Genomic DNA, 13,026 nt, shown 5'->3' on the forward strand with positions numbered 1-13,026 from the left:
CGCGACCCGACAGGCGCTCGACCTCGTCGAGCCAGATCCCGCAGCGCCTCATTGTGTCCTGGGTCGGGCGGGCGAGGCGGTAGCGGTGAGGACGCGGTGCACGGTCGCCGGGTTCAGGCCCGGGAGGTACGCGATGCGGGCGGGCCCCAAGCGGCGGAGCACGCGGACCTTCACGATCCGGCGCTCGGTGCGGCTCGGCGTCCGACGCGGGCTGCGGTGCGGCCGCGAGGAGCGAGCGACCATCCCGGCCTCGCCCGACTCGCGGTAGCGGCCGGACCAGCGTTGCGCGGTGGTGACCGAGACCTGGAAGCGTTCCGCGGCGCGTCGCAGCCGCCATCCGTCGTCGACGACGCAGCGGGCCAGACGCAGGCTGAGTTCCACCCGGTACGGGGCCTGGTCCAGGCACACCGACAACATCTCGCGCACGATGTCCGGGCCCTCGCCCTGGATCCGGTCGGCCATGTCGCGACCGACCGGCATCTGGGTGCGGGTCGCCGGCGAGAACAGGTAGGCCGGCCGCGCCGCTCGAACGCGGACACGTCTTCGTTTGTGCGGCGCCGCGTTGCCGACGGCGTCCGGCGTGTCGGCGGGGGACGACTCAGTCGTTCGTCGGTGCCGCCATGAGGGTGGTTTCGTGGTCGCGCATCGCGACCAGGCCGGTGACCTGTCGTGCGATGTCCGGCGCGGTCAACCCGATGTCGGCCAGCACCTCCTTGCGGGACGCGTGCATGAGGAATTCCGCAGGGATGCCGAACTCCCGAGTGGGGACGTCGACCTTCGCGTCACGTAGAGCCTGGGCGACCGCGGAGCCGACACCGCCGACGCGGCAGTTGTCCTCGACAGTGACGACCAGACGGTGCCGCTGCGCGAGCGGCGCAAGTGCCTTGTCGACCGGCTTGACCCAGCGGGGGTCCACGACGGTTACCGAGATGCCTTGCCCGCCCAGAAGGTCCGCGATCTCCAGGCACATCGGCGCGAGTGCACCCACCGAGACGATCAGGACGTCCGGGATTGATTGCTCGTCGGCACGCAGCACATCCATGTCGCCCACCCTGCCGACGGCCTCCACGGCCGGCCCGACCGCGCCCTTGGAATACCGCACGACGGTCGGCGCGTCGCGGACCGCGACGGCTTCCCGCAGTTGCAATCGGACCTGGTCGGCGTCGCGCGGCGCGGCGATTCGTAGGGACGGGACGCATTGGAGGATCGACAGGTCCCACATCCCGTTGTGCGAGGCACCGTCGGAACCGGTCACCCCCGCCCGATCCAGCACGAAGGTGACACCACACTTGTGCAACGCCACGTCCATCAGGACCTGGTCGAAGGCGCGGTTGAGGAAGGTCGCGTACACAGCGAAGACCGGGTGCAGGCCACCGAGAGCGAGGCCGGCGGCAGAGGTGACCGCATGCTGTTCGGCGATGCCCACATCGAACACCCGTTGGGGAAACGCCTTCGCGAACTTCTCCAGCCCGACCGGCTGGAGCATGGCCGCCGTGATCGCCACGATGTCCTGGCGTTCGTGGCCGAGCTTGACCATCTCCTCGCCGAACACCGCGGTCCAGTCCAACCCGGCGGTGGTGATCGGCAATCCGGTGTCGGGATGGATCGGGCCGATCCCGTGGAAGTGGTCGGCCTCGTCGTCTTCGGCCGGCCCGTATCCCCGCCCCTTCTCGGTGAGGCAGTGCACGATCACCGGGCCGTCGAAGGACCTGGCCCGCCCCAGGGCCGACTCCAGGGCGCCGATGTCGTGGCCGTCGATCGGACCCACGTATTTCAGGCCCAAGTCCTCGAACAAGCCCTGCGGCGCGACGAAATCCTTCAGTCCCTTCTTGGCGCCGTGCAACGTTTCGTAGAGCGGTCGTCCGACGACGGGCGTACGCCCCAGGAAATCCTTGCCGCGGGCCAGGGCACGCTCGTATCCGTTGCTCACGCGCAGGGAGGCGAGATGGTTCGCCAGCCCGCCGATCGTGGGGGAGTACGAGCGTTTGTTGTCGTTGACGACGATCACCAGCGGGCGATCCTTGGCCGCCGCGATGTTGTTGAGTGCCTCCCAGGCCATGCCACCGGTCAACGCCCCGTCGCCGACCACCGCGACGACGCGGTCGTCACACCCCTGCAGGCGATTGGCGTTGGCCAGGCCGTCGGCCCAGCTCAGAGCGGTGGACGCATGGCTGTTCTCGACGAAGTCGTGCGCCGACTCGACGCGCGAGGGATAACCGGAGAGGCCGCCCTTGCCCTTGAGCTTGTCGAAGTCCCGCCGGCCCGTGAGGAGCTTGTGCACGTAGCACTGGTGGCCGGTGTCGAAGACGATCTTGTCTTTCGGTGAACGGAACACGCGGTGCAGCGCGATGGTCAACTCGACGACGCCGAGGTTCGGACCCAAGTGGCCGCCCGTCCTGCTGACCGCGTCCACGAGGAAGGCGCGGATCTCCCCCGCCAGTTGCTCGAGTTGCGCAAGGCTGAGGCCTGCCAGGTCATGCGGTCCGTCGATGCGGGTCAACAGGCTCACGCAATCTCCTTGGTGGGATGGCTGGTTGCGAGCGATGCCGGACTTGTCGAGTCTACGATCCGGACCGCGCTTGTCGTCCGTCGTCGCTCCGCAGTCGGGAGAAGCCACGAAACCGATGATCCGGGCGCGTTCAGACGCGCCCGGCGATCTCCACGGGCAGGCCCGTGAACGCGTGCAGGAAGTCGGAACGCGGACGGGTGACATCACCTGCGAGCGTCGGGTCGGCATCCTTTCGACGATATGCGGCACAACCAGGCGCGTTTCGATACGCGCGAGGTTCGCCCCGAGCGCGCCTCCAAGCCCCCGGCCGGTGCGGCCTGTCCTGGTCGAATACTCGGTCGCAGGGCTTGACCAGCGCGTTCGTCTGATCGGATGATCACCGGTCATGGCGGCCGACTTGGTGTACCGGCTCGTCGTTCGGGTGATCACGTGGCTCGCCCTGTTCGCGTGGTCGCACGCTTCGAAGGACGCGGAGATACGCGCTCCGCGCCACGAGGTTGCGGTGCTGTGCCGTACGATCCCGAGGCCGCGACCGTTGTGGCCGGATCGCGCGGTGCCGTCCTGCGCGCCCGGGCCGACACGCTGCCCGCCGTCTACTTCCTCCACCTCGACACGGTGACGCCGAAGCGACTGTACGCGGCCTTCGTCATCGAATCGGGAACTCGGCGGGTGCGGTTGCCCGGCGTCACCGTGCACCCGAGCGGAGCCCGGGCCGTGCGGAAGACACGTCGGCGTATCGTTTTCCCAGTGGAACTGATCTTCGAGACGCGCCGATCGCACTCGCCGTGGGTCGACAGCGTGTGGACCTGCACGAGCGAGCAGGTCACGGCGATGACATCCATCGCCGGCGTGCGATGGGGCCTGGTGTTCTGGGAGCGGGACGGCCGCGCGTACGCGGCCGTCACCGGTCCCGAGACCCGGACCACGGGGGTCCCGGTGCCCGAGGGCGCGACCTTCACGGGCATCGAGTTCGCCGTGGGCACCTCGTTGCGGGCCCTGCCCACGCCGTCGCTGGTCGACGGCGGCGTCGAGCTCCCCGACACCGCGCGGCGAACGTTCCGCCTGGACGGTGCGCGGTGGGAGACGCCCGGTCCCGACGACGCCGAGGCCCTGGTCGAGCGACTGGTCCGGGCCGGGAGCGTGGTGCGTGACCCGCTCGTCGCCGAGGTGCTGCGCGGGCACCGCCCGGCTGTGTCCACACGCACGGTGGAACGACGGTTCCGCGCCGCGACAGGGCTGACGTCGGGCGCCGTCCGGCAGATCGAGCGGGTGCGCTCGGCGGCGGCGCTGCTGGTGGCCGGCGAAACGGCCGCCGGTGTCGTCGCCGAGCTCGACTACTTCGACGAGCCGCACTTGGCCCGGGCGCTGCGCACCTACGTCGGGCGCACCGCCGGGCAACTGCGCGAGGGCGTCGGCGGCGCGATCGCCCTCCTGTCGGATCAGCGCCCGACGTCGTAGACCAGCTTCAGGATCCCGTTCGAGTAGCTCTCCGACTCCCGCAGCGTCAGCATCTGCTTGTCGCGGTCGGCCCGGCCGAACAGTCCCTTCCCGGCACCGAGCAGCACGGGGAAGACGAGCAGGTTGTACTGATCGATCAGGCCCGCGTTCGACAACCGCCGGGCCAGCTCCGCACTCCCGTGGATGAAGATCGCGCCGCCCTCGCTCTCCTTGAGCGCGGCGACGTCCTCGGTCGAGCGCAGGATGGTCGTGTGCCCCCACCCGTCGACGAGGGCGTCGTCGGACAACGTGCCGGACACCACGAACTTGGGCAGGTCCTTGTAGCCGGCGTGGTCCTCCGAGCCGGGCCAGACCGGCGCGAACGCCTCGTAGCTGCGGCGGCCGAACATCAGCGCCGTCGTATCGGCCAGTTCCTCGTTCTTCAGCGACCAGGCTTCCGGGACGAACTCGAGGTCCTTGAACACCCAGCCGCCGCTGCGGTGCTCCTCGCCCGGCCCGCCGCCGGGCGAGTCCAGAACGCCGTCGAGCGACATGAAACCGGTGTAGACCAGCTTGCGCATGGTGCCGTCTCCTCAAGATCATTACGAGCCAGTGAGGACACGCTAGATCACCGCCGCAGAGGCCGTCTTGGACGGAAACGACACCCGGCCACAACGTCCGCCGCGCCCGCGGCGTCCCCGGCCCGGCGCGGGACGCGGCGACGGCCCGGGGGAGTCCGGTGTGGTGCCGGCTCGCGGGGTCGTCGTCCTGACAAGATGGCCGCAGGGAACGGGTGCTCGGAATCGGTGGATACTTCATGCGCGCCGCCGACCCGGCGACGGCCGGGATCGGTCGATTCGGCTGGGTCACCGACCCCGAGGGCAACCGCGTCGAACTGTGGCAACCCGCCTGAACCTCCCGAGCAACCCGGCCGGTCGCGGGCGCCGGGTGGGAGTGTCGGGGTCCGGCGAGGGCGCCGACGAAATGTGGTTCCGGGAGGCCGAGTTCCGGCTCGTGATGACCATCGGACCAGTCTCGACCGACGTCGCCGGCGGGTCCTGAGCACGCGTACTCAAGCCCTCGGGTCGGTGTGCCCGGTGAGGTGAGCGTGGGGGATCGTTCAGGTCGCGGGCCGATCCGAGGACGGTTCGACGGGGCCGGCGAGCGTGGCGGGGGAGTCCGCGTCGGGAATCAGCATGCTCGGGGCGCCCGATCCGTCCGCCGGGACCCGCCAGACATCGGAGTGACCACCCCCGCGCCGGACCGCATAGGCGACCGTCCCGGCGTCGAGCCATGCCGCCTGGTCGTCGACCGAACGCGTCTCGGCGAGCGGGGTCACCCCGCCGCCGGCCAGGTCCAGAACGGACAGGCGCCAGCCGCGGTTCGGATCGCCGGCCACCGCGGACTTGAAGGCCAGCCTGGTGCCGTCGGGCGAGAGCGAGGGACACTCGACGTTCTCCCGCACGGTGCGGATGCTGCGTGTGCCCAGGTCGCCGTGCACGAGGTAGCGGTGGCCGGCCGTGGACATGGTCGCGTAGAAGTAGCGGTCGTCCGGGGCGAACGTCACACCCCAGAAGTTGAGATCCTCCGACCGATACGGCCTGCCGTCGACGCTGACCGTCCAGTCCTCGAGGGTCGAGATCAGGTCGCCGCCGCCGGTGTCGAGGATGCCCACGCGCGTGGCGAAGCGGCCGCCGTTGTAGGAGTCGCCGGTGACGAAGACCGTCCAGGTGACCAGCCGGCCGCTGGGGGATACCCGGGCCCGGTTGGGTACGCCGACCAGTGGCAGTGCGCGTTGCTCCGTCCCGTCCGGGCCCAGGACGACCGCCTCGAACGTACGCAGGCCGTCACCCATGCGCAGGCAGATTCCGGTACCGCCGGCCGCGAACACCCGTACGCACGACAACTCGGCCACGGTGCGGGGCCCGGTGGGATCGCTCGCGGCCACCGCGACCAGGTGATCGCGGGTGTCGCGCGCGGTACTGCGGGCGATCAGGCGCGGCCCCGGGTCCAGGGACACCGCGCCCGGTGCACCGGCGTGCGCGGCCCGGCGGGTGGGTCCGGCGGCGGAGCCGATCGCGGCGAGCGCGACGGCCACCAACGAGACGAAGCCGACGACGGCGATCAGGATACGTATACGCGCAGTCACGAAGTGGCCTCCTCGGAGGCGGGTTCGGGGAGCAGGACCGCGGTGACCACGATCGCCGCGAGCACGGCGCCGGCGGCGACCCTGGTCGCGGTGGCGGGGCCGTAGTTCACCCATGCGAGGCCGAACGCGACCGACGAGACGAGATAGGCCAGCGCCTGCGCGGTCTGTATCAGGGCCAGACCCGTCGTGCGCAGCGACGCGGGCAGAACCGGGCCGGCCAGCGCCATCAGGACGCCGTCGGCGGCGGCGTAGAACATGCCCAGACAACCCAACACGAGCACGGTGGTCCACGTCGCGGACAGTGGGCCGAACAGCAGGAGATAGCCGACGCACAGCGCCGTGTAGCCGCACAACAACATACGTTTGCGGCCCCAGCGGTCGGCCAGCGCGCCGAACGGCGCCGCGAGGCTCAGGTACACGAGGTTCGTCCCGACGGCGCACAGCGGGAACCAGCCCGCCGAAAATCCCTGACGGTCCATCAGCACGAGGTAGACGAAACCGTCGCCGACGGTGGCCAGACCGAGCAGGGTCGCCGCGCACACCAGTCGGCGCACCCGGACCGCGCCGAGCAGACCGAGCGCGGCGCGCACGGTGACCGGCTCCGCCGGCGCCGTCGCCGCACGCCGATCGCGGGTGAACAGCACCAGTGTCAGCAGGCCCATGCAGGCGATGCAGAAGCTGGTGACGAACAGGGCGTCGAACGCGACCGGGGATGCCGCCCCGACGGCGGCCAACAGGCCCAGTGCCACGAGCGGTCCGGCGAACGCGCCCGCGCTGTCCATGGCCCGATGCACCCCGAATGCCCGGCCGAGCATCGGCTCCGGTGTCGAAAGGGTGATCAGGGCGTCGCGGGGGGCCGACCGCAGGCCCTTGCCGGCCCGGTCCGCGACGATGACCGCGCCCAGGGCCGGCGTCGATCCGCCCGCGAGCAGCAGGGCCGGTTTGGCCAGCGCGGAGATCGCGTAGCCGACCCCGGCGACCCGCTTGCGCCGACGGGTACGGTCGGCCACATAGCCGCCGACCAGCCGCAGCAGCGCGGTCGCGCCGGTATAGAGGCCGTCCATGACGCCGTACGCGGCCGGGCTCATGTCCAGGACGAGGACGAAGTACAGCGGCAGTACGGCGGTGACCATCTCCGAGGAGACGTCCGTCAGCAGGCTTACGGCGCCGAGCGCGAGCACGTTGGCGCAGATCCCGGCCGGCGGGCGGTGTGGTCGGCGCGAGCGCGCGGGGTCCTTGGCCGGCCGGTCGATGGTCGAGAGGTACACGGTCGCGTTCACCTTCTCGGATGCCGAGCGGGAGGGGGACGGGAGAGACCCGGTGGCCACGATCGGGGCGCGGCCACCGGGTCGCTCGACTCAAGGTGGTGCGGTTCAGCCGGTGATCGTGACGTCGTCGACCTGGGCCTCGACGAGACTGGCCGTGCCGCCGTCGGCGGCCTGGATCTCCAGCCGGATCGTCCGACCCGCGAAGGCCGAGAGGTCGGCCGTGGCGTTCTGCCAGGCGCCGGCCACCTCGTTCGCCGAACCGGTGCGCTCGAACACGGTGGTGACCTGCTCGCCGTCGATCACCCGGACGCGGAGGTAGTCGTCCGCGTCGGAGTTGTTCGCGTGGGCCAGGTTGTACGAGAACCGCAGGCTCGGCGCCGGCACCTCGGCGGGCAGGGCGATCTCCGGCGAGCGCACCGAACTCACGCCCCCGTCCAGGTCGTTGGAGCTGTAGTCGGCGCCGGATCGGGCACCGGTGGACAATGCGCCGGTCCCGGACACGGTGCTGCCCAACTGCTTGATCTGTTTGGGGCCGTAGGTGGAGCGTGTCTCGTCGGGGTCACCCCGCTCCCAGGCTCCGGATGTGGCGGTGTCGCCGCCGGCGGCGTTCACCGTCCAACCCCGATCGGTCTCGAAGTCGTCGGCGAACAGCGTCGAACCGCCCGGGGTCGACCCGGACCAGGCGTCGGTGATCGGTGACTTGCGGGCCGCCTCCCCCAACGCGGGCAGGCCGTGCATGTCCTCGAGCGTGCGCAGCACGCTGTAGTGGTTGATCGAGCCGGAGGACTGGTGACCGGCCTTGACGTGGTCGCCGACGAAGACGGTGTGGATCTGGTTGACGGAGCGGAAGTCGTCCTCGTCGAAGGTGGTGATCAGCAGGCTGTTGTGGGTCTTGGCCCACTGCACGTATCCGTCGAGATTGCGCTTGAGCCAGGTGTCGCCGGTGCCGGTCGAGCAGTCGTGCATGTCGTTGCACATGTCCGGTACCACGAACGACACGTCCGGCAGCTTCGCGTAGTCGGTGGGGAAGGCCGAGAACGGCACGTGGGTGTTCGCCCCCGCGGTATTCTCGAAGCCGGCCCAGGGCGCGTGCTTGCGGCGGTACTTGCCGCTCTTGCAGTCTCGGGAGCCGGCCTTGGGCAGGCCCTCGGAGTACGCCTTGAACGTCTTGCCCGCCGCCGCGAGTTGTTCTCCCAGGTTGTCACCGGTCAGGTTCGTGCAGTCGTCGCCGGTCACGCCGTGCTGCGAGCCGGAGAACAGTCCGATGTAGTTGGGCTGGCTGGGGTGGGTGATTCCGAACGAGTTGGTGAACAAGGTGCCCTGTTGGGCCAGGGAGTTGAAATAGGGCGCCTTCGAACTGCCCTTGATCGACTCGTAGTTGGTGTTCTCGAAGAGCACGATCACCACGTGATCGAACCTGGGTACGGCTGACACGGCGGCGGGTGCGGCCGCCGGGTTCGCCGCGGAATGCTCCTTCGCCTGCGCCGTGGGGGACAGCGCGGCGGCTCCGATGACCAGTACGGCCAACGCGGGAACGCCGAGCCTGGTCGGGATGCGTGCGATCCGCATCGGGGACCTCCTCATAGGGGACGGGTTTCATCGGGAGTGCGGCCGGTGCCGTTCCCTCGGCTCAACCACCGGTGTAGAGAAGGCGATTGGGTGTACCCGAGCGGGCGTCGGAGATCCGGCCGGGGGTGGATTGCCCGATCAGGGCGCTCTCCACCTCGGCCGGGGTCGCCGTGGGGTGCTCGGACAACCACAGCGCCGCGGCACCGGCCACGTGCGGTGCCGCCATCGAGGTTCCGGTCTTGGCCTTGGTCGCCGTGTCGGTGGAGTTCCACGCCGACGCGATTCCGGTGCCCGGCGCGAACAGGTCGGTACACGAGCCGTAGTTCGAGTCGGAGCGGCGCCGGTCACCGGAGTCGGAGTTGTTCACCACGATCGCCTGCTCGACCGCGGCCGGCGCGTTCCGGCACGCGTCGGTGGCGTCGTTCCCGGACGAGACGACCCACGTGACACCGGACGCGATCGACTTTTTGATCGCGCTCTCCTCACTGGTGCTGCGGGAGCCGTTGATGCTCATATTGACCACGGCCGGCTTCACCGCGTGCGCGGTGATCCAGTCGGCGGCCGCGATGATGCTCGACTTGCTCGCATTGTCGTCGCAGTCCAGGACCCGCACCGACACCAGCCGCACACCCTTGGCCACCCCGTAGTCCCGGCCGCCGATGGTGCCGGCCACGTGGGTGCCGTGACCGAGACAGTCCTGGCCGTCGTGGCCGTCGCCGACCTCGTCGACACCCACGCTCGCCCGCCCCTCGAACTGCCGGTGCGAGGTGCGGATCCCGCTGTCGAGGACGTACACCGTGACGTTGCTCGCGGTGTTCGCGTAGGTGTAGGAGTGATCGAGCGGCAGCTTGCGCTGATCCACCCGATCCAGACCCCAGGACGGCGGATCGGATTGTGTGGCCGAGGCGGAGGCCCGCACCGCGGTGTCCGGTTCCACGTAGGCCACTCGTGGATCCGCCGCGATCCGCCGCGCCTGCGCCGGACTCAGCTCCGCGGCGAACCCGGCGAGCGCCGCGCCGTAGGTGGCCCGGACGACGCCGCCGTACGCCGCCGCGATGCGGGCGGATTCCGCGCGGACCGTCTCCGGTGACGCCGCTTCGTCCTTGAGTACCACGATGTGCCGACCGGTGACGGAAACGGCCGCGGCACCGCCGGGAGCGGTCGATGGGGCCACGGCGTGAACGGGTGACACGAGCAAGAGCGGAAGGACCACCCCCGCGGCGATCACCGCGGTCGGCCTTCGGATACGTATGCGCACAACTGCTCCCAGGGGGAGGGGGAACGCCCCGGAATTCGGGGGTGTGCATGGTCTACTCCCGATCCGGACCCCGCAGCGGCACATGATCGCCAGTGGCGGAATTGGGCACTTCGACCCAACCGGACGGCCGCGCTGTCATGCTGCCTCCGGATCCGGCACCATGTCCGCGCCGTGAAGGCATCGCCGCGGACGGCAACAGGCAGGCGAAAGGACGAGCATGCGCGACGAGGACCTACCGAAACATATGGGCCGACTCGGCCTGTCCGATCGTGAGGCCGCGGTCTACCGGGCGATGCTCGGCGCGGGACCGACCGGGACGCAGAACCTGGCCGCCCGCCTGGGGTTGGATCCCGAAGACGTGGACGAGTCGGTGGCCCGCCTGGTCGAACTGGGCCTGGCCTCCGCCGCCGGTCCCGCGCCGTCGACGGTCGTCCCCATCGAACCGAGCATCGGCATCGAACGACTCGCGCACGTGCGCTCCGCCGAACTACGCCAGGCCCAACTGGCCGCGATCGACGCCTATCGACGCTATCGGCGTTCGGTCCATCCGCAGCAGGCCGGTACCGACGACATGATCGAGGTGCTCACCGGGGCGCAGATCAAAGAGCGCATCCGCCTCTCCGAGCACACCGCGACCACCGAGGTGCTGCGCTTCGATTCGCCGCCGTACCACACCGGCGGCGTGTCCAACGAGGTCGAGGAACGCAACCTCGAACACGGCGTCGCGTATCGGATCGTGTACTCGCAGTCCGCCGTACGGAACGCCCATTACTACGCGTGCAACATCAAGCCCTGCATAGCCGCCGGCGAGCAGGCCCGAGTCCTGCCGACCGTGCCCGTGAAGCTGACCATCTTCGACCGGCGACTGGCCCTGGTGTCAATGTCGTTCGTCGAGGCCGACATCAACGACTCGCTGCTCATCGTGCGCGCCTCGAGCCTGCTCACCGCCCTGATCGGGCTGTTCGAGAGTTCGTGGCGGGCGGCCTTCCCGCTGTACCTGGGCGGCCGGGTGCCGCCGGCGCTGCGTCCGCTCCACCGCCGCATCCTGGAACTGCTCGGCAGCGGTCTGACCGACGAGGCCATCGCCGAACTCCTGGGCATCAGCCGCCGAACGTTGTCGCGCAATCTGGAGCACCTCAACAGCAGAGCCGGCTCCACCACCCGCTTCCAACTGGCTTTGTACGCGGGCCGAAAGGGCTGGATCTGAGCCCGGATCCGGCCGCCCCACGACCGGGACGGACGTCGACGCTCACCCCGCCGCGGAGCGGAAGCCGGCGGCGATCGCGCCCGTGGGCGAGCCCGGGACTGTGCCGAACCCACCCATGAAACGCTTCGCCGCCGCCGAGCGCGGCCCGCCGACGCCAGTGGCGAAGGCCGGCCGCCCATGACCGATGTCCGGGAGTAGAACCGAGCCGCGTCGTTGTGACGCGACTCGAACTCTTCCTGGGAGCAATGGTGTTCAGACGACTACACGGCAAGTTCGCGACCGCCGCCCTGGCTTCGGCCTGCCTCTTGGTCACAGCTCCCGGCGCCGCCTCGGCGCAGCACGGCATCGCGCGGACGCCGTCCTCGACCTCCGAGGGCCCGATCGTGGCCGCGGCCCGTCCCATCCCGGGTCGGTACATCGTCGTCCTTCGCGAGGGTGCGCACGGCGCGGCGGATGCACACGAGCGCTCGGTCGCGGTGGCCGGGTCGTACGGCGGCAGGGTGCGGCAGGTGTACGGCTCCGCGTTGTCGGGATACGCCGCCGACATGAGCGAGAGCCAGGCACGGCGGGTCGCCGCCGACCCTCGCGTGGCGTTCGTGGAGCAGGACGGCGTGGAGGAGGTCACCGACACGCAGAGCGACCCGCCGTCGTGGGGCCTGGATCGAGTGGATCAGGCGAAGTTGCCGCTGGATCACGGCTACACCTACCCCAACAGTGCGGCGAACGTGACCGCCTACGTGATCGACACCGGCATCCAGGTGTCGCATCGACAGTTCGAGGGGCGGGCGAGTGTCGGATTCGACGCCGTCGGCGACGGCAACAACGGAATCGACTGCAACGGCCACGGGACCCACGTCGCGGGCATTCTCGGCGGCCGGGACTACGGCATCGCCAAACAGGTCGCGCTGGTCGCGGTGCGGGTGATCGGTTGCGGGAACACCGGCAGCACATCCCAGGTGATCCAGGGCGTCGACTGGGTGACGGCACACGCGACCAGGCCGGCCGTGGCCAACGTGAGCCTTCGCGGCGGGGTGAGCGCGGCCAAGGACGCGGCGTTTCACAGGTCGATCGAGGCAGGGATCACCTATGTCGCGGGCTCGGGCAACGACGGCGCGAACGCCTGTGACTACTCGCCGGGTCGGCTCCCCGAGGTGATCACCGTGCAGAGCTCCGACGCCTCCGATCGGCGGGCGTCCAGTTCGAACTACGGCACGTGTACCGACCTGTTCGCCCCCGGGACGAACATCGTGTCGGCGTGGAAGGGCGACGACACCGCCACCCGGACGGCCAGTGGAACCTCCATGGCGACGCCACACGTCAGCGGCGCGGCGGCGATCCACCTGTCCGCGCATCCCACCGCGACGCCGGCGGAGGTACAGGCCGCGTTGATCGGCGCGGCCACTTCGGGGCGGATATCGCGTCCGGGCGCCGGGTCGCCGAACCGGCTTCTTCGGGTCATCGGGTAGGACTCCCGGGCGGGCGTCGCGGTAGGCGCTGCCCGCCCGGGAGCACGTCGGCGGCGACCCCCCGTGGTCGCCGCCCACGTCGCGTCACCCCCCGGGCCGGCCCCACGTTAGCCGCCCCGGCGCCCGGCCACACCGCGCCCCGAGTGTGCGCTCGCCCCACCCC

Annotated in this window: 9 protein-coding genes and 2 pseudogenes; 4 read left to right on the forward strand and 7 right to left on the reverse strand. The window is 70.3% G+C overall.

What is annotated here, in order from left to right; genetic code table 11:
- Positions 1 to 84: 84 nt before the first annotated feature.
- Both ACFRCG_RS39320 and dxs read right to left on the reverse strand, forming a co-directional pair.
- Positions 85 to 417: pseudogene (locus tag ACFRCG_RS39320) on the reverse strand (leucine zipper domain-containing protein); the annotation flags it as partial.
- A 181-nt stretch (positions 418 to 598) separates the two neighbouring features.
- Positions 599 to 2,509: a 1-deoxy-D-xylulose-5-phosphate synthase gene (dxs, locus tag ACFRCG_RS39325; protein ID WP_380040617.1), complete on the reverse strand. Its 1,911-nt coding sequence runs from the start codon at positions 2,507 to 2,509 to the stop codon at positions 599 to 601.
- A gap of 507 nt (positions 2,510 to 3,016) precedes the next feature.
- On the opposite strand from dxs, the gene ACFRCG_RS39330 reads away from it, so the two are divergent.
- Positions 3,017 to 3,967 carry a helix-turn-helix domain-containing protein gene (locus ACFRCG_RS39330; RefSeq protein WP_380040575.1) on the forward strand — a complete coding sequence of 317 codons (951 nt, stop codon included), beginning with the start codon at positions 3,017 to 3,019 and terminating at the stop codon, positions 3,965 to 3,967.
- On the opposite strand, the gene ACFRCG_RS39335 is transcribed toward ACFRCG_RS39330, so the two are convergent.
- Positions 3,949 to 4,527: a dihydrofolate reductase family protein gene (locus tag ACFRCG_RS39335; protein ID WP_380040577.1), complete on the reverse strand. Its 579-nt coding sequence runs from the start codon at positions 4,525 to 4,527 to the stop codon at positions 3,949 to 3,951. The two genes, ACFRCG_RS39330 and ACFRCG_RS39335, sit on opposite strands and share 19 nt — an antisense overlap.
- A 263-nt stretch (positions 4,528 to 4,790) precedes the next feature.
- Here ACFRCG_RS39335 and ACFRCG_RS39340 point away from each other — a divergent pair.
- A pseudogene (locus tag ACFRCG_RS39340) lies at positions 4,791 to 4,859 on the forward strand (VOC family protein); the annotation flags it as partial.
- 207 nt (positions 4,860 to 5,066) lie between these two features.
- On the opposite strand, the gene ACFRCG_RS39345 reads toward ACFRCG_RS39340, so the two are convergent.
- The 4 genes from ACFRCG_RS39345 to ACFRCG_RS39360 all read right to left on the reverse strand — a co-directional run bounded on the left by ACFRCG_RS39345 (position 5,067) and on the right by ACFRCG_RS39360 (position 10,106).
- On the reverse strand, positions 5,067 to 6,095 hold the full coding sequence (locus ACFRCG_RS39345; RefSeq protein ID WP_380040579.1) for a hypothetical protein: 1,029 nt from the start codon (positions 6,093 to 6,095) through the stop codon (positions 5,067 to 5,069).
- Entirely contained in the window at positions 6,092 to 7,363 is a 1,272-nt protein-coding gene (locus ACFRCG_RS39350) for an MFS transporter (RefSeq protein WP_380040581.1), read from the reverse strand. Before ACFRCG_RS39350 ends, ACFRCG_RS39345 begins: the two co-directional genes overlap by 4 nt.
- A 105-nt stretch (positions 7,364 to 7,468) precedes the next feature.
- Positions 7,469 to 8,932 carry an alkaline phosphatase family protein gene (locus ACFRCG_RS39355; protein WP_380040583.1) on the reverse strand — a complete coding sequence of 488 codons (1,464 nt, stop codon included), beginning with the start codon at positions 8,930 to 8,932 and terminating at the stop codon, positions 7,469 to 7,471.
- Between the two features lie 61 nt (positions 8,933 to 8,993).
- On the reverse strand, positions 8,994 to 10,106 hold the full coding sequence (locus ACFRCG_RS39360) for a S8 family peptidase (protein ID WP_380040585.1): 1,113 nt from the start codon (positions 10,104 to 10,106) through the stop codon (positions 8,994 to 8,996).
- Positions 10,107 to 10,407: 301 nt separating this feature from the next.
- Here ACFRCG_RS39360 and ACFRCG_RS39365 point away from each other — a divergent pair, with 301 nt between their 5' ends.
- Complete coding sequence (locus tag ACFRCG_RS39365) at positions 10,408 to 11,397, forward strand: helix-turn-helix domain-containing protein (RefSeq protein WP_380040587.1); 990 nt, start codon at positions 10,408 to 10,410, stop codon at positions 11,395 to 11,397.
- Positions 11,398 to 11,642: 245 nt separating this feature from the next.
- Positions 11,643 to 12,863, forward strand: coding sequence for a S8 family peptidase (locus tag ACFRCG_RS39370; protein WP_380040589.1), 1,221 nt, complete (start codon positions 11,643 to 11,645; stop codon positions 12,861 to 12,863).
- Positions 12,864 to 13,026: the final 163 nt, after the last annotated feature.

It is taken from the genome of Embleya sp. NPDC056575 (assembly GCF_042793325.1).
Lineage (GTDB): Bacteria > Actinomycetota > Actinomycetes > Streptomycetales > Streptomycetaceae > Embleya.

What these genes read in the sequence shown, in the direction of transcription:
- ACFRCG_RS39335 (WP_380040577.1), bottom strand. Translation starts at nt 4,527, where the DNA reads ATGCGCAAGCTGGTCTACACCGGTTTCATGTCGCTCGACGGCGTTCTG.
- ACFRCG_RS39355 (WP_380040583.1), bottom strand. Translation starts at nt 8,932, where the DNA reads ATGCGGATCGCACGCATCCCGACCAGGCTCGGCGTTCCCGCGTTGGCC.
- ACFRCG_RS39365 (WP_380040587.1), top strand. Translation starts at nt 10,408, where the DNA reads ATGCGCGACGAGGACCTACCGAAACATATGGGCCGACTCGGCCTGTCC.
- ACFRCG_RS39370 (WP_380040589.1), top strand. Translation starts at nt 11,643, where the DNA reads ATGGTGTTCAGACGACTACACGGCAAGTTCGCGACCGCCGCCCTGGCT.